18 protein-coding genes are annotated in these 23,089 nt (G+C 70.7%); 9 read left to right on the forward strand and 9 right to left on the reverse strand.

Annotated elements, in window-relative coordinates; all coding sequences use genetic code 11:
* The first annotated feature begins 167 nt into the window (after window positions 1-167).
* The 5 genes from OHB04_RS36870 (at window position 168) to metK (ending at window position 4,346) form a co-directional block, all read left to right on the forward strand.
* On the forward strand, window positions 168-491 hold the full coding sequence (locus OHB04_RS36870; RefSeq protein WP_326691980.1) for an integration host factor: 324 nt from the start codon (window positions 168-170) through the stop codon (window positions 489-491).
* 37 nt (window positions 492-528) lie between these two features.
* Entirely contained in the window at window positions 529-1,128 is a 600-nt protein-coding gene (gmk, locus tag OHB04_RS36875) for a guanylate kinase (protein WP_326691981.1), read from the forward strand.
* A gap of 47 nt (window positions 1,129-1,175) precedes the next feature.
* Entirely contained in the window at window positions 1,176-1,451 is a 276-nt protein-coding gene (rpoZ, locus tag OHB04_RS36880; RefSeq protein ID WP_326691982.1) for a DNA-directed RNA polymerase subunit omega, read from the forward strand.
* Window positions 1,452-1,550: 99 nt separating this feature from the next.
* Window positions 1,551-2,777, forward strand: a complete 1,227-nt coding sequence (gene coaBC / locus OHB04_RS36885) for a bifunctional phosphopantothenoylcysteine decarboxylase/phosphopantothenate--cysteine ligase CoaBC (protein WP_326691983.1) — start codon at window positions 1,551-1,553, stop codon at window positions 2,775-2,777.
* Between the two features lie 351 nt (window positions 2,778-3,128).
* Window positions 3,129-4,346, forward strand: a complete 1,218-nt coding sequence (gene metK / locus OHB04_RS36890; RefSeq protein WP_326691984.1) for a methionine adenosyltransferase — start codon at window positions 3,129-3,131, stop codon at window positions 4,344-4,346.
* A gap of 189 nt (window positions 4,347-4,535) precedes the next feature.
* On the opposite strand, the gene fdhD is transcribed toward metK, so the two are convergent.
* Genes fdhD through OHB04_RS36915 form a run of 5 tightly spaced genes read right to left on the reverse strand, consistent with a single transcriptional unit; the run spans window position 4,536 to window position 11,145 of the window.
* Complete coding sequence (gene fdhD / locus OHB04_RS36895; RefSeq protein WP_326691985.1) at window positions 4,536-5,381, reverse strand: formate dehydrogenase accessory sulfurtransferase FdhD; 846 nt, start codon at window positions 5,379-5,381, stop codon at window positions 4,536-4,538.
* A 36-nt stretch (window positions 5,382-5,417) separates the two neighbouring features.
* Entirely contained in the window at window positions 5,418-6,275 is an 858-nt protein-coding gene (locus OHB04_RS36900; RefSeq protein ID WP_326809150.1) for a 2Fe-2S iron-sulfur cluster-binding protein, read from the reverse strand.
* Window positions 6,272-8,182, reverse strand: coding sequence for an NAD(P)H-dependent oxidoreductase subunit E (locus OHB04_RS36905; RefSeq protein ID WP_326809151.1), 1,911 nt, complete (start codon window positions 8,180-8,182; stop codon window positions 6,272-6,274). The genes OHB04_RS36900 and OHB04_RS36905 overlap by 4 nt, the downstream gene beginning before the upstream one ends.
* A gap of 27 nt (window positions 8,183-8,209) precedes the next feature.
* On the reverse strand, window positions 8,210-10,165 hold the full coding sequence (locus OHB04_RS36910; RefSeq protein WP_326809152.1) for a molybdopterin oxidoreductase family protein: 1,956 nt from the start codon (window positions 10,163-10,165) through the stop codon (window positions 8,210-8,212).
* Window positions 10,162-11,145, reverse strand: a complete 984-nt coding sequence (locus OHB04_RS36915) for a 2-dehydropantoate 2-reductase (RefSeq protein WP_326691989.1) — start codon at window positions 11,143-11,145, stop codon at window positions 10,162-10,164. The genes OHB04_RS36910 and OHB04_RS36915 overlap by 4 nt, the downstream gene beginning before the upstream one ends.
* Window positions 11,146-11,444: 299 nt before the next feature.
* On the opposite strand from OHB04_RS36915, the gene OHB04_RS36920 reads away from it, so the two are divergent.
* The gene (locus tag OHB04_RS36920; protein WP_326809153.1) at window positions 11,445-12,122 is read left to right on the forward strand and encodes a GntR family transcriptional regulator; all 678 of its coding nucleotides are present in this window, start codon (window positions 11,445-11,447) and stop codon (window positions 12,120-12,122) included.
* Between the two features lie 67 nt (window positions 12,123-12,189).
* Here OHB04_RS36920 and OHB04_RS36925 read toward each other — a convergent pair whose 3' ends face one another.
* The 4 genes from OHB04_RS36925 to OHB04_RS36940 all read right to left on the reverse strand — a co-directional run bounded on the left by OHB04_RS36925 (window position 12,190) and on the right by OHB04_RS36940 (window position 18,880).
* Window positions 12,190-13,578 carry an OFA family MFS transporter gene (locus tag OHB04_RS36925; RefSeq protein ID WP_326691991.1) on the reverse strand — a complete coding sequence of 463 codons (1,389 nt, stop codon included), beginning with the start codon at window positions 13,576-13,578 and terminating at the stop codon, window positions 12,190-12,192.
* 215 nt (window positions 13,579-13,793) lie between these two features.
* Entirely contained in the window at window positions 13,794-15,938 is a 2,145-nt protein-coding gene (locus OHB04_RS36930) for an acetate--CoA ligase family protein (RefSeq protein ID WP_326809154.1), read from the reverse strand.
* Window positions 15,939-15,941: 3 nt separating this feature from the next.
* Window positions 15,942-17,174 (reverse strand): formyl-CoA transferase, encoded by a 1,233-nt coding sequence (gene frc, locus OHB04_RS36935; protein WP_326691993.1) that lies wholly within the window; start codon window positions 17,172-17,174, stop codon window positions 15,942-15,944.
* An 11-nt stretch (window positions 17,175-17,185) separates the two neighbouring features.
* A complete protein-coding gene (locus OHB04_RS36940) occupies window positions 17,186-18,880 on the reverse strand; it encodes a thiamine pyrophosphate-binding protein (protein WP_326809155.1) in 1,695 nt (564 codons plus the stop codon).
* Window positions 18,881-19,056: 176 nt separating this feature from the next.
* Here OHB04_RS36940 and sucC point away from each other — a divergent pair, with 176 nt between their 5' ends.
* The 3 genes from sucC (at window position 19,057) to OHB04_RS36955 (ending at window position 23,053) form a co-directional block, all read left to right on the forward strand.
* On the forward strand, window positions 19,057-20,265 hold the full coding sequence (gene sucC, locus OHB04_RS36945; RefSeq protein WP_326691995.1) for an ADP-forming succinate--CoA ligase subunit beta: 1,209 nt from the start codon (window positions 19,057-19,059) through the stop codon (window positions 20,263-20,265).
* 17 nt (window positions 20,266-20,282) lie between these two features.
* A complete protein-coding gene (gene sucD / locus OHB04_RS36950; RefSeq protein WP_326691996.1) occupies window positions 20,283-21,161 on the forward strand; it encodes a succinate--CoA ligase subunit alpha in 879 nt (292 codons plus the stop codon).
* A gap of 227 nt (window positions 21,162-21,388) precedes the next feature.
* A complete protein-coding gene (locus OHB04_RS36955; protein ID WP_326809156.1) occupies window positions 21,389-23,053 on the forward strand; it encodes an aldehyde dehydrogenase family protein in 1,665 nt (554 codons plus the stop codon).
* The last annotated feature ends 36 nt before the right edge of the window (window positions 23,054-23,089 follow it).

The following is a 23,089-nucleotide window of genomic DNA, read 5'->3' on the forward strand; positions in this document are numbered from 1 at the left end:
GGCTGACCAGGACTTTTCGTCTGTTCTCGCTGACTCTTGGGCTCCCGGCCGCTAGTCTCCGTCGAGAGCACCGCGCCAGGCGCGTTGCTCGTTGCTCCGCAGGTGTAGGGCTACTAGGTTCCTCACCGGTCCGTATCCGACAGTTCGATATCCGAGGTGACGTAGGCGTGGCTCTTCCGCCCCTTACCCCTGAACAGCGCGCAGCCGCGCTCGAAAAGGCCGCCGCGGCTCGCCGGGAGCGCGCCGAGGTCAAGAACCGGCTGAAGCACTCCGGCGCAACCCTCCACGAGGTGATCAAGCAGGGTCAGGAGAACGATGTCATCGGCAAGATGAAGGTCTCCGCTCTCCTGGAGTCCCTGCCCGGCGTCGGCAAGGTCCGCGCCAAGCAGATCATGGAGCGTCTCGGGATTTCCGAGAGCCGCCGTGTGCGTGGGCTCGGCTCCAACCAGATCGCCGCACTGGAGCGTGAGTTCGGCGGTGCGAACGCCTGAGGTCTCAGGCACTCGCGTTAACCGGGATAATCACTGCATGAGTTCTGCAGTTCCCCGGGGGGAGACCCCGGCACTCCCGGTCGGCACGTCGCGGCTGACCGTGCTCTCCGGCCCTTCAGGGGTCGGCAAGAGCACGGTCGTCGCACATATGCGCAAGGCCCATCCCGAGGTCTGGCTCTCCGTCTCCGCCACCACCCGGCGGCCTCGCCCCGGCGAGCGCCACGGGGTGCAGTACTTCTTCGTGGACGACGAGGAGTTCGACAAGCTGGTCGCCAACGGCGAGCTGCTGGAATGGGCCGAATTCACCGGCAACAGGTACGGCACCCCCCGCCAGGCGGTGCTGGAGCACCTGGAGCGCGGTGAGCCCGTCCTGCTGGAGATCGATTTGCAGGGCGCCAGGCTGGTCAAACAGTCCATGCCCGAGGCGCAGCTCGTGTTCCTCGCCCCTCCCACCTGGGAGGAACTGGTCAGGCGCCTGACCGGGCGGGGAACCGAGCCGCCGGAGGTCATCGAGCGCCGCCTGGCAGCCGCCCGCACCGAGCTGGCGGCCGGCTCCGAGTTCGATGTGACTCTCGTCAACACCTCCGTCGAGGACGTCAGCGCTGAGCTGCTAGCCTTGATGAGTATCGAATACTGAAATCTTGCCGGGGAAACACCCCCCGGACCCCCTTCGGAAGGCAGAGAGTGTCCTCTTCCATCACCACGCCCGAGGGCATCATCAACCCGCCGATTGATGAGCTGCTTGAGGCCACCGACTCGAAGTACAGCCTCGTGATCTACGCCGCCAAGCGCGCGCGCCAGATCAACGCGTACTACTCCCAGCTCGGTGAGGGTCTCCTGGAGTACGTCGGCCCGCTGGTGGACACCCACGTGCACGAGAAGCCGCTGTCCATCGCGCTTCGCGAGATCAACGCGGGCCTGCTCACCTCCGAGGCCATCGAGGCCCCGGCCACGGTCTGAGCGGCGGCAACGGCACACCATTCCAGCAGGGCCCGGCAGCGCGGCTGCCGGGCCCTTGGTGTGTCATGGGGGCACAAGGACGGGCGTGGGGAGAGACGAGTGACGAACCAGCAGGCCAGGCCGAAGGTCGTTCTGGGAGTGAGCGGCGGGATCGCCGCGTACAAGGCGTGCGAACTGGCGCGGCGGCTGACCGAGAGCGGTCACGACGTGCGGGCCGTGCCCACGGACTCGGCGCTGCACTTCGTGGGCGCCGCCACCTGGTCGGCACTGACCGGGCACCCCGTCTCCACCGAGGTGTGGGAATCGGTCCACGATGTGCCGCACGTGCGGATCGGGCAGGGTGCCGACCTCGTCGTCGTGGCGCCCGCGACCGCGGACCTGCTGGCCAAGGCCGCCCATGGTCTCGCCGACGACCTGCTGACGAACACGCTGCTGACCGCGCGATGTCCCGTCGTCTTCGCCCCCGCCATGCACACCGAGATGTGGGAGCACCCCGCCACCCGGGAGAACGTCGCCACTCTGCGCCGCCGGGGCGCCCTGGTCATCGAGCCCGCGGTCGGCCGGCTGACCGGGGTGGACACCGGCAAGGGACGGCTGCCCGATCCGGATGAGATCTTCGAGTTCTGCCGCCGGGTCCTGGCGCGCGGCGCCGAGGGCGTGCGGGCCGATCTGGCGGGGCGGCACGTCGCCATCAGCGCCGGGGGCACCCGCGAGCCGCTGGACCCGGTGCGCTTCCTCGGCAACCGCTCCACCGGCAAGCAGGGCTACGCGCTGGCCCGCACGGCCGCCGCGCGGGGCGCCCGCGTGACGCTCGTCTCCTCCAACAGCGCACTGCCCGATCCCGCGGGCGTCGACGTCGTACGCACCGGCAGCGCCCGTGAGCTGCACGAGGCCATGGTCAAGGCGGCTGCCGACGCGGACGCCGTGGTCATGGCGGCGGCCGTGGCCGACTTCCGGCCCGCCACCTACGCCACCGGCAAGATCAAGAAGAAGGCGGGGCAGGAGCCCGAGCCGCTGGACCTGGTGCGCAACCCCGACATCCTCGCCGAGCTGGCCGCCCGGCGTGCCCGGCCGGGGCAGGTCGTGGTGGGCTTCGCGGCCGAGACCGACGACGTGCTGTCCCACGGCCGCGCCAAGCTCGCCGCCAAGGGCTGCGACCTGCTGGTCGTCAACGAGGTGGGCGTCAGCAAGACCTTCGGCTCCGAGGAGAACGAGGCTGTCGTACTCGGCGCGGACGGCAGCGAGACCGCGGTGCCCCACGGCCCGAAGGAGGGGCTGGCCGATACGGTCTGGGACCTCGTCGCCGCCCGGCTCGCGGGGGAGTGAGTGCGGGGACCCGGGCGGGGTACCCGGAGCCCTTCGAGGGGCGTTTTGGGCGGTTCCGGATGGCACTCCGGGAAAGTGTACGAGTGGGCCGGATCTCGTCGAACGGGGCCGAAACGGGCCTCTTGACCTGCCTCTGCGCCGCCCGACACTCCACGACATATCCGTACCTCCCCGGGGTCTGTGGTGGTGCTGGAGTTCGGATCGAGCAGGTCATGGTCGTCTCGGAGTTCGAGAGTCCGTGATTGGATGCAGGCGGAGATGGATAAACTGGCCGCGGACCGTGCTTGGGCGCAGCCCCCGACCGGTCCGCCCCATGCTCAGCCAGCAGCCGCTGCAACCCCAGGGAGCGATGTGTCGCGCCGCTTGTTCACCTCGGAATCTGTGACCGAGGGTCACCCTGACAAGATCGCTGACCAGATCAGCGACACCATCCTCGACGCCCTGCTCAAGGAGGACCCGCACTCGCGGGTCGCCGTCGAGACACTGATCACCACCGGCCTCGTGCACGTGGCCGGAGAGGTGACCACCAAGGCCTACGCGCCTATCCCGACGCTTGTGCGCAACAAGATCCTCGACATCGGATACGACTCGTCGAAGAAGGGCTTCGACGGCGCCTCCTGCGGCGTCTCCGAGTCCATCGGCGCCCAGTCGCCCGACATCGCCCAGGGCGTCGACACCGCGTACGAGAGGCGGGTCGAGGGCGACGGCAAGGAAGCCGACGAGCTCGACGAGCAGGGCGCGGGCGACCAGGGCCTGATGTTCGGCTACGCCTGTGATGAGACCGCCGAGTACATGCCGCTGCCCATCACGCTGGCGCACCGGCTCTCCGAGCGGCTGTCCGCCGTCCGCAAGAACGGGACCATCCCCTACCTGCGCCCCGACGGCAAGACGCAGGTCACCATCGAGTACAACGGCGACAAGGCCGTGCGCCTGGACACCGTCGTGGTCTCCTCGCAGCACGCGGCCGACATCGACCTGGACTCGCTGCTGGCACCCGACATCCGCGAGTTCGTCGTCGAGCCCGAGCTGAAGGCTCTCGTGGACGAGGGCATCAAGCTGGAGACCGAGGGCTACCGCCTGCTGGTCAACCCCACCGGGCGCTTCGAGATCGGCGGCCCCATGGGTGACGCCGGACTCACCGGCCGGAAGATCATCATCGACACCTACGGCGGCATGGCCCGCCACGGCGGCGGTGCCTTCTCCGGCAAGGACCCCTCCAAGGTGGACCGCTCCGCCGCGTACGCCATGCGCTGGGTCGCCAAGAACGTGGTCGCCGCCGGGCTGGCCGGGCGCTGCGAGGTGCAGGTCGCCTACGCCATCGGCAAGGCCGAGCCCGTCGGTCTCTTCGTGGAGACCTTCGGCACGGCGACGGTGGACGTGGAGAAGATCGAGCAGGCCATCGCTGACGTCTTCGACCTCCGCCCGGCCGCGCTCATCCGCGACCTCGACCTGCTGCGGCCCATCTACGCGCAGACCGCCGCCTACGGCCACTTCGGCCGTGCCCTCCCGGACTTCACCTGGGAGCGCACGGACCGGGTCGAGGCGCTGCGCAAGGCGGTAGGGCTCTAGCCCCTCCGCTTCTGACGGTCTCCGCATGAGGCCCGGCACCCCACGCTGGCGGGGTGCCGGGCCTCATGCACGTCCGGGGCCGTACGGGCCATCCGGGGCCGTACGGGGACACGGCAGGTGGCTCCGGCCGGCGCAGGGGGCGCACCCCGCCGGCCGGAGCCCTTACCCGTGCAGCGGGCGAGCCGTCCGTCAGGTTCGCACCGCGCTGTGCAGTGCGAGCCGGTGCGCGCCCGCGTACACGTTCATGGAGGTGCCGCGCAGGAATCCGACCAGCGTCAGCCCGGTCTCCGCGGCCAGGTCGACGGCGAGCGAGGACGGTGCCGAGACGGCGGCCAGCAGGGGAATGCCCGCCATCACCGCCTTCTGCGCCAGCTCGAAGGAGGCACGCCCCGACACCATCAGCAGGCTGTCGCGCAGCGGGAGGAGTCCCTCCTGGAGCGCGTGCCCGACCAGCTTGTCCACGGCGTTGTGGCGGCCGACGTCCTCCCGCAGCTCCAGCAGCTCGCCCTCAGAAGTGAAGAGCGCCGCGGCGTGGAGCCCGCCGGTGCGGTCGAAGACCCGCTGGGCCGCGCGCAGCCGCTCGGGCAGCGCCGCCAGGACCTCGGTCCCGATGCCCCGCGGGCGGTCCGCCGCCGGCGGCCAGCGGGCCGTCGTGCGTACCGCGTCCAGGCTGGCCTTTCCGCACAGGCCGCACGAGGACGTGGTGTAGACGTTGCGCTCCAGGGTGATGTCCGGGACGGGGACGCCGGGCGCCAGCCGCACGTCGACGACGTTGTACGTGTTGTGCCCCCGCTCATCGGCGCCCGCGCAGTAGACGATGCCGGCCAGCTCCCGGGGGTGGGCGAGGACGCCCTCGCTGACCAGGAACCCGGCCGCGAGGGCGAAGTCGTCCCCCGGAGTGCGCATCGTGATCGCCAGGGGTTTGCCGCCCAGCCGGATCTCCAGCGGCTCCTCGGCCACGAGGGTGTCGGGGCGCTCGCTCACCGCGCCTTCCCGGACGCGGATGATCCGGCGCCGCTCGGTGACACGTCCCATCAGTGCTCACTCCCACCCGGATTCTCGGCCTCGCTGTCAGCTCTGCTGGACGTGCTGGTAGCCGAAGCGGCCCTTGATGCAGAGGTTTCCGTGGGTGACCGGGTTGTCGTGCGGCGAGGAGACCTTGACGATCTCGTTGTCCTGTACGTGCAGCGTGAGGTTGCAGCCCACTCCGCAGTACGCGCACACCGTCGTCGTCTCCGTCTGCCGCTCCTCGTCCCAGGTGCCGGCCTCGCGCATGTCGAACTCCGACTTGAAGCTGAGCGCGCCCGTCGGGCACACCTCGATGCAGTTGCCGCAGTAGACGCAGGCGGAGTCGGTGAGCGGCACTTCGTGCTCGGTCGAGATCCGCGCGTCGAAGCCCCGCCCCGCCACCGCGATGGCGAAGGTGTTCTGCCACTGTTCGCCGCAGGCGTCCACGCACTTGTAACAGAGGATGCACTTGTCGTAGTCGCGCACATAGAGATCGTTGTCGATCTTCGGTTCCTCGTTCACGGTGGCCGCGTCGGGGCCGAAGCGGCCGGGCTCGGCGCCGTACTCCTCGATCCACGCGGCGATCCCCGGGGTGGTCGACAGGTCCGTGGACGAGGCCAGCAGCTCCAGGACGAGCTTGCGGCTGTGCCGGGCGCGCTCGGTGTCCGTACGTACCTCCATCCCCGGCTCGGCCCGGCGCGAGCAGGCGGGCGCCAGGGTGCGCGCCCCTTCGACCTCCACCATGCAGACCCGGCAGGCGTTCTTGGGGGTGAGGGTGTCGCCCTGGCACAGGGTCGGTATCTCCTTGCCGGAGGCCCGGCAGGCGTCCAGGATCGTCGAGCCTTCCGGTACGCGCACGGGCTCGCCGTCGAGGGTGAACTCGACGAGGCGGCGCGGGGGCTGAAGCGGGACGGCGGTCATGCGTAGGCTCCCAGGCGGTCGATGGCGGATTCCACGGCGTTCCACGCGGTCTGGCCCAGACCGCAGATCGAGGCGTCCCGCATGGCGGCGCCCACCTCGCGCAGCAGCGCCACATCCGCGGCGGCGTCCACGCCCGTGCGCTCCAGCAGGCGGGTGAGTGCCTCCTCCTGGCGGACCGTGCCGACCCGGCACGGCACGCACTGGCCGCACGACTCGTCGCGGAAGAACTCCGCGATGCGCAGCAGGACGCGGGGGAGCGGCACCGACTCGCCGAGGGCCAGAACCACGCCGGACCCGAGCGCGGTGCCCGCCTCGCGGGTGCCCTCGAAGGTGAGTGGCAGATCGGTCTCGTCCGGGCGTACGAAGCCCCCGGCGGCGCCGCCGAGCAGTACGGCGCGCAGCTTCTCGCGCCGGCCCGCCAGCTCCAGCACCTCGCCGAGGGTGGCGCCGAACGGCAGCTCGTACAGACCCGGGCGCTCGACGCTGCCGGAGACGCAGAACAGCTTGGGGCCCGTGGAGGTCCCGGTGCCGATCGCGGCGTAGGCCTGGGCGCCCAGCGTCAGGACGGGCAGCACATTGACCAGCGTCTCGACGTTGTTGACGACGGTCGGTTTGCCGAACAGGCCCTTCTCGACGGGGAACGGCGGCTTGCTCCTCGGCTCTCCGCGATACCCCTCGATCGAGTTGAACAGTGCCGTCTCCTCGCCGCAGATGTAGGCGCCGGCGCCGCGCCGGATCTCGATGTCGAAGGCGTAGCGCTGACCCAGCACATCCGGGCCCAGCAGACCGCGCGTCCGCGCCTGGGCGAGGGCGTTCTCCAGCCGCGCCAGCGCCCGTGGGTACTCGCCGCGCAGATACAGATAGCCCTGGTGCGCCCCGGTGGCGTACCCGGCGATCGTCATCGCCTCGATCAGCGCGAACGGGTCGCCCTCCATGAGCACCCGGTCCTTGAAGGTGCCCGGCTCGCTTTCGTCGGCGTTGCAGACCAGGTAGTGCGGGTGGTCCGGCTGGCCCGCTGTGGCCTGCCACTTGCGTCCGGTGGGGAAGGCGGCCCCGCCGCGTCCGAGCAGCCCCGAGTCGGTCACCTCACGGATCACCCCGGCGGGGCCGAGCGCGAAGGCGCGGCGCAGCGCGGTGTAGCCGCCGTGTGCGCGGTAGTCGTCGAGGGAGGTCGGATCGACGGCGCCGACCCTGCGCAGGAGCGTGAGCCCCGGTTGCCCTGCCTGGGGCACGGCCCGTGCGGGCTCGGGTTCGTCGGACACCGCTCCCGGCTCTCGGGCGGCGTCGGCTACGCTCTCGCCTGTCGCGGGCGCGACAACGGCGGTTGCGTACGCCCGGTCGGGCACCGTCGGTCCGGTACGCGTCGGCCGAGCGCCGTCGCGGCGGGAAATGGTTCCCGCCCCGGCCCGCACCACCAGCGCCGCCGGGGCCCGTTCGCACAGCCCCAGGCACGGGCTGCGCTCCCACACAGCGCCCTCCGAGGGAGTTCCGGCGGGACCCCAACGCCGCTCCAGCCCGGCACACACCTCGGCGGAGCCGCCCGCCGAGCCGCCCGCGCAGGCGATGTCCGTGCAGACCTGGACCACCGTGGCCGGGCGGGGCTTGACGGAGAACATCGCGTAGAACGTCGCGACGCCGTAGGCCTCCGCCGGGGGCACCGTCAGCCGGCGGCACAGATAGGCGAGGCCGCCCTCGCTGATCCAGCCGACCCGGTCGTGGAGCGCGTGCAGCCCCGGCAGCAGCCGGTCACGCCGCTCGCGTACCGCGCGGCCACCTGTCGCCCAGCGCAGATCCGTGTCCGTACGGTCGTCCGCGCCCTCCCACGGGGACTCGGGAGGGCCGAGGAGCGCGTCGAGTGCCGCGCGCTCCTCGGCTGTTGGCTTGCTGTCGCCGAAGTGCAGGTCCATGTCCGCTCTCAGCTCCTCACTGCGACTTCACGGCAATTTCTCGATCCGTATCGCCGACGCCTTGAACTCGGCCGTGCCCGCGATCGGGCAGTTGGCCTCGATGGTCAGCTGGTTGGTGTCGACCTCGTCGGGGAAGTGCATGGTCATGAAGGCCAGCCCCGGACGCAGTCCCGGATCGATCCACACGGGTGCGGTCACCGAGCCGCGCCGGGAGGAGATCCGGACCGTCTCGCCGACGGCCACGCCGTAGCGCCCGGCGTCCTCGGGGCACAGCTCGACGTACTCGCCGCGGCGCAGCGGGGAGGCGAAACTCCCGGACTGCACACCGGTGTTGTACGAGTCCAGGCGGCGTCCCGTGGTGAGCCGGAGCGGGTAGTCCTCGTCGGTCACATCGACCGGCGGGTCGTGCTTGACGGGGCCGAAGACCGCCCGTGGGAGGCGGCGGCCGGGGTCGGACTCCCACAGGCGCCCGTGCAGGTAGCCCGGCTCGATCCGCTCGGTGCTGGGGCAGGGCCACTGGATGCCCTGGTGCTCTTCGAGCCGCCCGTAGGTCATGCCCCAGTGGTCGGGGGAGATGGAGCGCAGCTCGTCCCAGACGGCCTCCGAGTCCTCGAACTTCCAGTCGTGGCCGAGCCGTCCGGCCAGGTCACAGAGGATGTCGATGTCCTCGCGGGCCTCGCCGGGCGGATGTACGGCCTTGCGTACGCGCTGGACGCGGCGCTCGCTGTTGGTCGTCGTGCCGTCCGTCTCGCACCAGGCGGCGGTCGCGGGCAATACCACGTCGGCCAGTTCGGCGGTCTTCGTCAAGAAGATGTCCTGCACCACCAGATGGTCGAGCTGCCGCATCCGCTCCACGGCCTGCCCGCTGTCGGCCTCGGACTGGGCCGGGTTCTCGCCGATGCAGTAGACGGCGCGGAGCGCACCCGACTCCATGGCCTCGAACATGTCAGTGAGGTTCAGGCCGTAGCGCGGCTGGATGGCGGCACCCCACGCCGTCTCGAACTTCTCGCGGGTGGCGGGGGAGAGGATGTCCTGGAAGCCGGGCAGCCGGTTGGGGATGGCGCCCATGTCGCCGCCGCCTTGCACGTTGTTCTGGCCGCGCAGCGGCTGGAGGCCCGAGCCGTAGCGGCCCACGTGCCCCGTCAGCAGCGCGAGGTTGATCAGGGCGCGGACGTTGTCGGTGCCGTTGTGGTGCTCGGTGATGCCCAGCGTCCAGCACAGCTGGGCGCGCTCGGCCGTGGCGTAGGCGTGGGCGAGGCTCCGGATCGCCTCGGCGGGGACGCCGGTGACCTTCGCGGCGACCGTCAGGGTCCAGGGCTCGACCTCGGCGGCGTACTCCTCGAAGCCCTCGGTGGCCCGCTCGATGAAGGCGCGGTTGGCCAGGCCCGCGTGGATGATCTCCCGGCCGACGGCGTGGGCGAGCGGGATGTCGGTGCCGACGTTCGGGCCGAGCCAGCTCTCCGCCCACTCGGCGGTGGAGGTACGGCGCGGATCGACCGCGTACATCCGGGCGCCGTTCCTGATCCCCTTGAGCACGTGGTGGAAGAAGATCGGGTGCGCGAAGCGGGCGTTGGAGCCCCACATCACGATGAGGTCGGCGTGCTCGACCTCCTCGTAGGAGGAGGTGCCGCCGCCCGAGCCGAGGGCGGCCGTCAAGCCCGCGACGCTGGGCGCGTGGCAGGTGCGGTTGCAGGAGTCGACGTTGTTGGTGCCCATCACCACGCGGGTGAACTTCTGTGCCACGTAGTTCATCTCGTTGGTCGCCCGCGCGCAGGAGAACATGCCGAACGCGTCGGGCCCCGACTCCTCGCGCACCCGCCGGAATCCGCCGGCGGCGAGGGACAGCGCCTCCTCCCAGCTCGCCCGCCGCAGCGGTCCGTCCTTGCTGCCGCGTACGAGCGGATGGGTCAGGCGCGGGTAGTTCCGCGGGGAGCGGTCGCGCCGCTGCCCCGCGCGGGTGGATGTGCCTGCGGTGCTCTTCATGCTGCACTGCTCCCGAATGTGGTCTGGGCCAGCAGGTCGGTGACGGCGTGGATCGCGCAGAGCTTCGGGACGGGCGTACGGGTCAGCGCCGCCAGCTCGACCACGGCGGCCAGCAGCACGTCCAGCTCCATCGGACGGCCGCGCTCCAGGTCCTGGAGGGTGGAGGTCTTGTGCTCGCCGACGCGTTCGGCCCCCGCCAGACGCCGTTCGACGGAGATCCCGGGGCGGCAGCCCAGCTTCTCGGCGACGGCCAGCGCCTCGTGCATCATCGTCGCGACCAGCGCCCTGGTGTCCTGGTGGCGGCAGATCTGCGCCATCGTCGCCCGGGAGAGGGCGCTGAGCGGGTTGAAGGCGATGTTCCCGAGTAGCTTGATCCAGATGTCGTTGCGCAGGTCGGGCTCGACCGGGCACTTGAGGCCGCCGGCCCGCATCGCCTCGCTGAAGTCCAGACAGCGCGCGGAGACACTCATGCCGGGCTCGCCGATCGAGAAACGGGTGCCTTCCAGGTGGCGTACGACGCCGGGCGCCGCCAGCTCGGTCGCCGCGTAGATGACACAGCCGATGGCGCGCTCGGGCGGCAGCGCGCGGCTGACGGCGCCGCCGGGATCGACGCTCTCGATGCGGCGGCCCTCGTAGGGGCCCTTGAGGCCGTGGAAATACCACCAGGGGATGCCGTTCTGAGCCGCGATCACCGCCGTGCCGTTGTGCAGCAGCGGGTCCACCAGGGGGGAACAGGCCGCGTAGGCGTGGGCTTTGAGGCCGAGGAAGACGTAGTCGACGGGTCCGATCGCGGAAGGGTCGTCGGTGGCGTGCACGCGTGCGGTGAAGTCGCCGCGCGGGCTGAGGACCTGGACCCCGTGCTGCCTCATGGCCGTCAAGTGCGGTCCACGGGCGATGAGATGCACATCGGCACCCGCGCGCTCCAGCGCGGCTCCGACGTAGGCGCCGATCGCTCCGGCGCCGACGATTGCCACTCTCATGTGTAGCTCCTCTCCGGCCTGCTGAGGGAGGGCGGGCCGTGGGGTGAGCTCAAAATAGACGACAGAATACTGTATACGGTCGCCAGTCTGCGGGTGGCAAGGGCTGTGCACGGCCGAATTCGCCCGTGCGGGGCATGAGTTCGGGGTACCTGAGAGGGGCTGCCGGTCGGGGCGAGCGAGGGCGCGGGGCCGGAAGTCGCGGGAAAGCGGTGTGAAGGAGGTCACTATCGGTGTGCGATTGCCTTCATCCCGTATTTCGTAGACTGTAGACGATAGCCACATCGTCGAGGGGATCCCAGATGCTGTCCGCAGGGCTGCCGCAAGGGGCCGTTCCCAAGCTTGAGCGCCCGGGCCCGCTGCGCGAACGGGTCTACGAGGCACTGCTGGAGCTGATCACCACCCGCGCGCTCAGGCCGGGCCAGCACCTTGTCGAGAGCGAGCTCGCCCAGCACCTGGGCGTCTCCCGGCAGCCGGTGCGCGAGGCGCTCCAGCGGCTCAACAGCGACGGATGGGTCGATCTGCGCCCCGCGCAGGGCGCGTTCGTGCACGAGCCCTCGGAGGAGGAGGCCGACCAGCTGCTGAGCGTCCGCACGCTGCTGGAGGCCGAGGCGGCCAGGCTGGCCGCCGCCCACGCCGACAAGGCGGGCATCGCCGCGCTGGAGGAGCTGTGCACCCAGGGCGAGGCGGCCGTCGCGCGGGACGAGGTGGAGACCGTCGTCGCCACGAACGCGCGGTTCCACGCGAAGGTGATGCAGCTGGCGGGAAACGCGGTGCTCTCCGAGCTGGCCGCGCAGGTCGACCGCCGGGTGCGGTGGTTCTACAAGCCGGTGGCCCGTCAGCGGGGCGTCCAGTCCTGGATCGAACACCGCCGGATCATCGCCGCGATCACCGCGCGCGACGAGGAGGAGACCAGCCGGCTCATGCGGGAGCACACCGAGCACACCCGCCGTCAGTACCACGCGCGCGAGCGCGACTGAAGCCGCGACAGCCGCGCGGCCTTCTCGCGCGCCGGGCCGCCCCTGGGGAGCGGACGGCCCGGCTGCCTCACATCGCTTCGCGGCTGATCGGATAGGGGTTGGGCTCGATCTTCCGGGCCGACGGGCGACCCGGCTGTCGCAGGAAGACGGCGAGGAACGCGGAAGCGATCCCGATGCCCCCCGCGAGCGCGAAGGCACCCTCGTAGTCCCACGCGGAGACGACGACCGCGCCCATGCCCGAGCCGAGCAGGCCCGAGATCAGCTTGGAGCTGTAGACCATGCCGTAGTTCGCGGCGTTGTGGTTCTCCCCGAAGAAGTCCGCGGTCATGGCGGCGAAGAGCGGGAAAATGGCGCCGCCGCCGAAGCCGGAGACCATCGAGCAGAACAGGAAGAACGGCATGTTGCCCATGGTTCCCGAGGCCAGCACGCCGAACTGGGCGCTGCCGAGGACCACGCAGACGATGATGAGCGTGTTCCGGCGCCCGTAGCGGTCGGATATCCAGCCGATGACGCCGCGCCCCGTGCCGTTCACGATGGCCTTGAGCGACATGGCCGTGGCCACGATGCCGCCCGCGAAGCCCATGTCCTTGCCGAACGGCACCTGCATGGCGATGCCGAAGATGTTGATACCCGCCGTGCACAGCAGGCAGAACCACATCATCCACAGCACCGGTGTCCTGGACGCCTCACGCGGGGTGAACTGCCTCACGGCCGGCGGGTTCTTCTCCAGGGCGCGGACGATCCGCGGGTCGTCCGACTTCTTGAGCGGGTCCGCGTGCGGCGGCCACCAGTTCTTCGGCGGGTCCCTGAAGAACCAGCCCGCCGAGGCGACCGTCACACAGCAGATGACGCCCACGAAGACCAGCACGCCCTCGTAGTTGCTCAGGTCCATGTAGCTGGTGAAGAGGAAGACGAACGGCACGGAGCCGTACGCGAAACCGCCGTTGACCAGCCCTGTCTTACCGCCCTTCCGCTCCGGATACCACTTGCCGACCATGTTGACGCAGGTCGCGTAGACCATTCCGGCGCCGGTCCCGCTGAACGCGCCGAAGCCGAGGTAGGCCAGCATCACGTTCGGCGCGTACGCCAGTGACACATAGCCGATCAGGGTTCCGGCGGCGCCGAGCATCATCGCGTTGCGCGCCGGAAGTCTGCCGCTCTCGCGCAGCTGTCCGGCGGGGAAGGCCACAGCGGCCTGGAAGAAGACCCACACACCCATCAGCCAGAAGATGTGGCCGCTGCTCCAGGCGTGTGCGGTGTGGAGTGTGTCCTCGGCGGAGGTGAAGGCGTACTCGGACGAGCTGATGCCCATCATCCCGATCCATGGGCAGAGCACCATCGCCCACCGAGGGCGGTTCATGATGTCGCGGTCGGTCTCACCGATGCGGTAGGTCCGGCCGTTGCGGTCGGTCACCTCCCGGTAGGGCACGGCCGTTGGAGCTGTAGTTGTTTTCATGCGATGCACCCCTTGTACGGAAGAGTCTGGCCAGCGCCCCCTGTCCCGATCTCCTGCTGTGGTGCGTTGTGCTCGCGGCGCGTACCCGATGTGTCGTGGGTTGCGGTGGGTTCGGCACCGCCGGTTCGCGCCGTGGTGGTTGCTCGCCGCTGCGGCGGAGAAGATTTCCGCTGCGGCGACGTGCTGCGGCGGAGAAGATCTGCCGCCGCCTTCTGCTACAGCAGACCCGCGGCCCGGGCCCACCGGTACTTGGCGCCGAGGGCCGCCACCGGCTTCTCGGTCGTGTAGGGGTACGCGACGACGCCGCGCTCGAACAGGTAGGCGCACGCCTCCTCGACCTCGGTGTCACCGGCGAGCGAGGCCACCACCGGCTTGTGGATCCCCTTCTGCCTCGCCTCGGCCACCAGCCGGGCCGTCAGCTCGGCGAAGACCATCGGCGGGGTCACGATGGTGTGCCAGTAACCCAGCACCAGCGCGTGCACCCGGGGATCCTCCAGCCCGAGGCGGATGGTCGCCTCGTACGTGCTGGGCGGCTCGCCCCCGGTGATGTCGACGGGGTTGCCCGCGGCTCCGAAGGGTGGGATGTGGCGCCGGAACGCCTCGTCCAGATCCGGGGGGATCTCCATCAGGGACAGGCCGTTGTCGACGATCGCGTCCGAGAGCAGCACTCCCGAGCCGCCGGCGCCCGTGATGATGACGACGTTGTCACCCTGCGGCGCGGGCAGCACCGGCAGCGCCCGCGCGTACTCCAGCATCTCGTTGAGGCCCGGGGCCCGGATGACGCCCGCCTGGCGCAGGATGTCGTCGTAGACCGCGTCGTCACCGGCCAGCGCCCCGGTGTGGGAGCCCGCCGCCTTGGCGCCCGCGCTGGTGCGGCCCGCCTTGAGGACGACGACCGGCTTCTTGCGTACGGTCTCGCGCGCCGCCGCCACGAAGGCGCGGCCGTCCTTGAGGTCCTCCAGGTGCATGGCGATGCACTCGGTGTGGGGGTCGTCGGCGAAGTAGGTGAGCAGGTCGTCCTCGTCCAGGTCCGACTTGTTGCCGAGCCCGACGATCGCCGAGACACCCGTCTTCGTACTCCGTGCGAAGCCGAGGATGGCCATGCCGATGCCGCCCGACTGGGAAGTGAGCGCCACCCCGCCCTTGACGTCGTAGGGGGTGCAGAAGGTGGCGCACAGGTCGTACCAGGTCGAGTAGTAGCCGTAGATGTTCGGCCCGAGCAGGCGGACGCCGTACCGCTCGCCGATCTCCACGATCTCTTCCTGGAGGGCGTGTTCGCCGGTCTCGGCGAAGCCGGAGGGGATCAGCACGGCGTTGGGTATCCCCTTCCTCCCGACGTCCTCCAGCGCGGCGGCGACGAACTTCGCGGGGATCGCGAAGACCGCTACATCCACCTCACCGGGCACATCCTTCACGGACTTGTACGCCTTCCGGCCGAGGATGTCATCGGCCTTGGGGTTCACCGGGTGGATATCTCCCGCAAAGCCCCCGTCGACGAGGTTGCGCATCACCGAATTGCCGATCTTTCCCGGCTCGTTGGAGGCGCCGATCACGGCCACGGAACTCGGCCGCATCAGCCGCCGCATCGAGGCCTGGATCTCCTCCTTGGCCCACTGCCGCCGCCGCACCGGCTCGCCCTCGGCCAGCAGGATCCGGATGTCGGCGGCCACCACGCCGCGCGCCGAGGCGAAGACGGGGTTGAGGTCGATCTCGGCGATCTCGGGAAAGTCGTGCGCGAGCCGCGAGACGGACACGATCAGCCCGGCCAGCGCCTCGCGGCTGACGGCCTCGCCGCCACGCACGCCCCTGAGCATCTCGGCGGCCCGGATCCCGTCGAGCATGGACAGCGCGTCCGCCTCGCTCGCGGGGGCGAGCCGGAAGGTCACATCCTTGAGGACCTCGACCAGCACCCCGCCCAGACCGAAGGCGACCACCTTGCCGAAGGTCGGGTCGGTGACGGTGCCGATCAGCACCTCAAGTCCGGGCTCGGCCATCCGCTGGACCTGTACGCCCTGGATACGGGCTTCGGCGTCGTACGCCCGCGCGTTGCCCACGATCGAGGTGAACGCCTCCCGCACCGCGGCCGTGCCGGCGACGCCCACCTGGACGCCGCCCGCCTCCGTCTTGTGCAGGATGTCGGGGGAGACGATCTTCATGGCGACGGGGAAGCCGATCCGGTCGGCCAGCGCCACGGCCTCGTCCACCGTCTCCGCCAGGCCCTCCTCGGGCACCGGGATGCCGTAGGCGTCGGCGACGGCCTTGCCCTCGGGTGCGGTGAGCGCCGTGCGCCCGGCCGCGCGGGCCGCCGCCAGCACGGCCCTGACCTCGGCCGCCGCCCCGCCTGCGTTCTGCTGCGCCATCGCTCAGATCACTCCGTCCGTCTTGAGCAGCTGGATTTCCTCGCCGGCGAGCCCGAGTTCGCCGGCGTACACCTCCTCGTTGTGCTCGCCCAGCAGCGGCGAGGAGGTGATCTCGACAGGGGAGTCGGAGAGCTTCATCGGGGATCCGACGGTGGTGAAGGTGCCCCGCCGCGGGTGCTCGACCTCGACGACCATCCCGTTGTCCGCGAGGGACGCGTCCTCGACGATCTCCTTGGTGGACAGGATCGGGCCGCAGGGGATGTTGTGCGCGTTGAGCGCTTCGAGGACATCCCACTTGGGGAGGGTCGCCGACCACTCCTCGATCAGCTGGAACATCTTGCCGAGCTTGGGCAGCCGCGCCTCGGGGGTGTTCCAGTCGGGATCGTCGGCGAGTTCGGGGCGGCCGATCAGCTGCGTCAGCGGCTCCCAGCCGACGGGCTGGACGATGACGTAGACGTAGTCGTTGGGCCCGCCGGGTGCGCACTTGACGGCCCAGCCGGGCTGGCCGCCGCCGGAGGCGTTGCCGGAGCGCGGCACCTCGTCGCTGAAGTCCTCATTCGGGTACTCCGCCAGCGGCCCGTGCGCCAAGCGCTGCTGGTCGCGCAGCTTGACGCGGCACAGGTTGAGCACCGCGTGCTGCATCGCGACGTTCACGCGCTGGCCGCGACCGGTGCGCTCGCGCTGGTAGAGCGCGGCCAGGATGCCCGCGACCGTGTGGACGCCGGTGCCCGAGTCGCCGATCTGCGCGCCCGTCGCCAGCGGCGGCCCGTCCTCGAAGCCCGTGGTCGACATCGAGCCGCCCATGGCCTGCGCCACGACCTCGTACGCCTTGAACTTGGTGTACGGGCCCTCGCCGAAGCCCTTGATCGAGGCGTAGACGATCCGCGGGTTGATCTCCTGGATGCGCTCCCAGGAGAAGCCCATACGGTCCACAGCGCCGGGGCCGAAGTTCTCCACCAGCACGTCGCTGCGCCGGATCAGCTCGGTCAGCAGCTCCTTGCCGCGCGGGGTCTTGGTGTTGAGGGTGATGCTGCGCTTGTTGCAGTTGAGCATCGTGAAGTAGAGCGAGTCGACGTCGGGCAGGTCGCGCAGCTGCTTGCGGGTGATGTCGCCGGTCGGTGCCTCCAGTTTGACGACGTCTGCGCCGAGCCAGGCCAGCAGCTGGGTGGCCGAGGGGCCCGACTGCACATGCGTCATGTCGAGGACGCGTACGCCCTCAAGTGCCTTGCCGCTCACAGGGGTTCACCTCACTTGTACATCGTCTGGTTCATGGTTCCGGGGGCGTAGGCGTCCGGGTCGACCCAGACGTTGATCAGCGACGGCTTGCCGGAGGCGCGGGCGCGCTCCAGCGCGGGGCGGATCTGCGCCGGGTCGCGCACCTCCTCGCCGTGGCCGCCGAGCATCCGCGCGAACTGGTCGTACGGCACGTCCCCGAGGGTGTTGCCGAGCCGCTCGCGCTCCTCGCCGTACTTCGCGCGCTGGCCGTAACGGATCTGGTTCATCGAGGAGTTGTTGCCGACGATGCCGACGAAGGGCAGGTCGTAGCGCACGAGCGTCTCGAAGTCCCAGCCGGTCAGCGAGAAGGCGCCGTCACCGAACAGCGCGACGACCTCCGTGTCGGGCCTGGCCTGCTTGGCGGCCAGCACGAACGGCACCCCCACGCCGAGCGTCCCCAGCGGGCCGGGGTCCATCCAGTGCCCCGGCGAACGCGGCTGGACGACCTGCCCGGAGAAGGTGACGATGTCGCCGCCGTCGCCGATGTAGAGGGAATCCTCGGTGAGGAAGTCGTTGATCTCGCTGACCAGCCGGTACGGGTGGATGGGCGAGGCGTCCGAGCGCAGCTGCGGCAGCCGCTTCTCGGCCGCCGTGTGCTCGGCCGACCGCAGCTCCTCCAGCCATGCCCTGCGCTTGTCGGAGCCGCCGTTGAGGCGCCCGGAGGCGGCCTGGGTGACGGCGGCGAGCACCAGGTCGGCGGAGCCGACGATGCCCAGGTCGATGTCGCGGTTCTTTCCCACCGTGCGGTAGTCCAGGTCGATCTGGACGACGGTCGCCTCGGGGGAGAGCCGCTTGCCGTAGCCCATCCGGAAGTCGAACGGGGTGCCGACGATGATGATGAGGTCGGCGTTGTTGAACGCGTAGCGGCGCGAGAGCTGGAAGTGGTGCGGATCGCCGGGCGGCAGGGTGCCGCGCCCCGCGCCGTTCATGTACGCGGGCACGTTCAGCGTCCGCACCAGGTCGCGGGCCGCGTCCGTCGCGCGGCACGTCCAGGTCTGGCTGCCCAGCAGGATGGCGGGCCGCTCGGCGTGCACGAGCAGGTCGGCAAGCTTCTCCACGGCCTCGGGGTCGCCGCTGTTGCGGGTGGAGGCGCGGTAGTGGCCCGCCTGCGGGACCCGGGCCCTGTCGCGGGGGACCTTGGCGTCCAGCACATCGCGGGGGATCTCCAGGAAGGAGGGCCCGGGGGCGCCGTGGTAGCACTCGCGGAAGGCCATGGAGACCATGTCGGCGGCCCGTGCGGTGTCCGGCACCGTGGCGGCGAACTTGGTGATCGGCGCCATCATGTCCACGTGCGGCAGGTCCTGGAGCGAGCCCATCTTGTGCTGGGTGTGCGCCCCTTGGCCGCCGATCAGCAGCATCGGCGACTCGGCGCGGAAGGCGTTGGCGACACCGGTGACCGCGTCGGTCGTACCCGGCCCCGCCGTCACCACCGCGCAGCCGGGCTTCCCGGTGAGGCGGGCGTAGCCGTCGGCGGCGTGGGCCGCGACCTGTTCGTGGCGTACGTCGACCACCTCGATGCCCTCGTCGGCGCAGCCGTCGTAGATGTCGATGATGTGGCCGCCGCAGAGCGTGTAGATGACCTCGACGCCCTCGGCCTTGAGCGCCTTGGCGACCAGATGACCGCCGGATATGTGGTCGTGGCTGGTGTCGTCGGTCGAGTCGGACATGGCGCGATCGCCGTCCCTTCGTAGGGGGTTGGAGCCGGTGGGAGTGGGCGGTGGAGCACAGTGACGTAGATTGCATACAGTCGACGAATACTGTATGAACTTGGTTATCCCGCATCACTCCGCTGATGTCCAGGGGGCGCGCAGCGATCGTCACGAGGATCGTCGGAGGAGCACTGATGGACCTTTACGAGCACCAGGCGAGGGCCCTGTTCGAGCGCTACGGGGTGCCCGTGCCCCCGGCCGAGGTCGCCGCCACCCCGCACGCGGCACGGGAGGCGGCGCTGCGGCTCGGCGCGGACGAGTACGGCGTTGTGGTCAAGGCGCAGGTCAAGACGGGCGGGCGGGGCAAGTCCGGCGGAGTCAGGCGCGCGGACGGAGCCGAGGCCGCCGAGCGGACTGCGCGTCAGATCCTCGGCATGGACATCAAGGGCCACACCGTCCGTTCGGTGATGCTGGCCCAGCCGGTCGCGATCGAGGACGAGTTCTATGTGTCCTACGTACTCGACCGGAACGCCGGCTGTTTCCTCGCCATCGCCTCGGCCGAGGGCGGCATGGAGATCGAAGAGGTGGCGGCGGCCCGCCCCGAGGCCGTCGCGCGCGTCCCCGTCGACCCGGCCGAGGGTGTCACGGCCGGCACGGCGGCGCGGATCGCGGAAGCGGCCGGACTCCCGGCGGAGACGTTGCCAGTGCTCCAGCGGCTGTGGGCGGTGATGAAGGGTGAGGACGCGCTTCTCGTCGAGGTCAACCCCCTGGTCCGCACGGCGGACGGGCCGGTGCTCGCCCTCGACGGCAAGGTCACCCTCGATGACAACGCCCGCTTCCGGCAGACCCGTTGGGGAGAGGGGGCCAGCGACGAGGCCGCCGACGAGGAACTGACCCCGCAGGAGGCCGAGGCCGCCGCCAAGGGGCTCAACTACGTCAAGCTCCAGGGCGAGGTCGGCATCATCGGCAACGGCGCGGGGCTGGTCATGTCCACCCTGGACGTGGTCGCGGGGCGCGGCGCGCGGCCCGCCAACTTCCTGGACATCGGGGGAGGCGCCTCGGCCACGGTGATGGCCGACGCGCTGTCCGTCGTCCTGTCCGACCCGGACGTACGGTCCGTCCTCGTCAACGTCTTCGGCGGCATCACCGCCTGCGACGCCGTCGCCGAGGGGATAGTCCTCGCCCTGGACCGCGTACGGCTGGACAAACCGCTGGTCGTCCGCCTGGACGGCAACAGCGCGGAGAAGGGCCGGGAGATCCTGCACGCGTGCGGCCACCCGTTGCTGGAGCAGCGGACCACCATGGACGACGCGGCCGAGTGCGCGGCGCGGTCGGCGACGGGCACGGGCCCGCCCGCCTCCGCCGGCCGCGTCCCGACTACGGCCGTGGCCCAGGCCGGCTGAGGGAGGCGACGACCATCATGGCGATATTCCTGACAGCGGCGAGCAAGGTCATCGTGCAGGGCATGACCGGCGCCGAGGGCCTCAAGCACACCCGCCGCATGCTCGCGGCGGGCACCGACGTCGTCGGCGGCGTCAACCCGCGCAAGGCGGGCAGCTCCGTCGACATCGACGGCCGCCGCGTACCGGTGTTCGGCACGGTGCGCGAGGCGAAGGAGGCGACGGGTGCCGAGGTGTCCGTCCTCTTCGTGCCGCCCGCCTTCGCCAGGGCCGCGGCCCAGGAGGCGGCCGACGCGGGCATGGCCCTGGCCGTCGTCATCACCGAAGGCATCCCCGTCCACGACGCGGTGGCCCTCCGCGCGTACGCACGCGAGCGCGGCACCCGCGTCATCGGCCCCAACTGCCCCGGGCTGATCAGCCCCGGACGGTCCGTCGCCGGGATCATCCCGGCGGACATCGCCCCCGTGCCCGGGCGCGTCGGGCTCGTCTCCAAGTCGGGCACCCTCACCTACCAGCTCATGTACGAGCTGCGCGGCACCGGCTTCTCCTCCTGCGTCGGCATCGGCGGCGATCCGGTCATCGGCACCAGCCACATCGACTGCCTCGCCGCCTTCGAGGCCGACCCGGAGACCGAACTCATCGTCATGATCGGAGAGATCGGCGGGGAGGCGGAGGAGCGCGCGGCCGAGTTCATCGCCACCGAGGTCGGCAAGCCCGTCATCGGCTACGTCGCGGGCTTCACCGCACCCGAGGGCAAGACGATGGGCCACGCCGGCGCGATCGTCTCCGGCTCCTCGGGCACGGCGCAGGCGAAGCGGGAGGCGCTGGAGGCAGCGGGAGTCGCGGTCGGCACGACGCCGACGGACACGGCCCGGCTCGTACTGGAGCGGCTCGGCTGAACCGGCGGCCAGTGCCGGCCGCCGCCGGTACGTGCTCTTGCGTGGCGCGTCGGCCCCTGGTGTGTGCGCGTTCGCGAACGGCGCGTCTCCGGGACGCGCCGGTGAGCAGCGCATACCCGTGACGCGCCCACAAGCAGAGCCTCTTTGTCGCGCGCCCGCGAACGGCGCACCCGCACCACGAACCCATGAACACCGCCCCGCACCTGCGACGAGAGCGGAGACAAGCGATGGGATCACTGCCCGACACCCGCACCACCACCACGACAAGCACAGGCACAGGCCGCATCCCCGGCGCCCCCGAACCATCACCGCTGCCCCTCAGTCTGAAGCCCGGTACCTCCTGGGACGAGGCGTGGCAGCGTTGCCGGAGCGTCGCTCCCGAGGCGTTCGCGGAGGACGGGCGCGTCCGTAACCTCTGGCGGGGCAGCTGGCACATGGACGGCGATCCGCTGCCCGCCACCAGCCCGCTCGACGGTTCCCCGCTCGCGGGTCCGCCCCGGCTGGACGCCCCGGCCGCGCACCGCGCTGTCCGTGCCGCTCTCGACCAGCACCGCGACTGGCGCCACGTGCCGCTGGAAGAGCGCCGCTCCCGGGTGGCCGCCGTACTGGATTCGCTGGCGCAACATCGCACCGTGCTCGCGTTGTTGTTGGTGTGGGAGATCGGCAAGCCGTGGAAGCTGGCCCTGGCGGATGTGGACCGGGCGATCGACGGTGTGCGCTGGTATGCGGAGCACGCCGGGCCGATGCTGGAGGGGCGGGTGCCGCTGCCGGGCCCGGTCAGCAACATCGCGAGCTGGAACTATCCGATGAGTGTGCTGGTGCACGCGATGCTCGTGCAGGCGCTGGCGGGGAACGCGGTGATCGCCAAGACTCCCACCGACGGCGGTCTCGCCTGCCTGACCCTCGCGTGCGCGCTCGCCGTACGAGAAGATCTCCCGTTCACGTTGATCAGCGGAAGCGGCGGGGAGCTGTCCGAGGCGCTGGTGCGCTCCGAGCACGTCGGCTGTGTCTCGTTCGTGGGGGGCAGGGACGCGGGTGCCCGGGTGGCGACGGCGGTCGCCGACCTGGGCAAGCGGCACATTCTGGAGCAGGAGGGTCTCAACTGCTGGGGCGTGTGGGAGCACAGTGACTGGGCGGGTCTGACGCCGCTGATCCGTAAGTCCTTCGACTACGCCAAGCAGCGCTGCACGGCCTACCCCCGTTTCGTGGTCCAGCGTGCCTTGTTTGCCGACTTCCTGGAGGCGTACCTTCCGGCGGTGCGCGCGGTGCGCTTCGGCCACCCGCTGGCGGTGGAAGCCCCCGGTGATCCGCTTCCGGAGCTGGATTTCGGTCCGCTGATCAACGCGGGCAAGGCCCGGGAGCTGGCGGGCCTGACGCGGGAGGCCATCGCCAAAGGCGCCGTTCCCCTGCACCGGGGCACGCTGGAGCGGGGCCGTTTCCTGCCCGGCCAGGACACCTCCGCCTACTTTCCGCCCACCACCCTCCTCAGCCCGCCCCCTTCCTCCCCGTTGCACCACGCGGAGCCCTTCGGCCCGGTCGACACCCTGGTCCTGGTCGATACGGAAGCGGAACTGCTGGCGGCGATGAACGCCAGCAACGGCGCGCTGGTCGCGACGCTGTCCACCGACGACCAGAGCGTGTACGACCGTCTCGCTCCGCAGATCCGTGCCTTCAAGACCGGCCGCAACAAGCCGCGCTCGCGGGGCGACCGTGAGGAGCTGTTCGGCGGCTACGGCGCCTCCTGGCGCGGGGCCTTCGTCGGCGGCGACCTCCTCATCCGCGCCGTCACCCAAGGCCCGTCCGACGAACGCCTTCCCGGCAACTTCCCCCACTACCGCCTCCAGCCGGAAGTGCGGGCGAAACGGCCGGCTCCGGACCTGGCCACCCCGTAACGTCGTCCGGGACGCGCCCGGTGCGATGGCAGGGGC

This window comes from Streptomyces sp. NBC_01775, assembly GCF_035917675.1.
Taxonomy (GTDB): domain Bacteria; phylum Actinomycetota; class Actinomycetes; order Streptomycetales; family Streptomycetaceae; genus Streptomyces.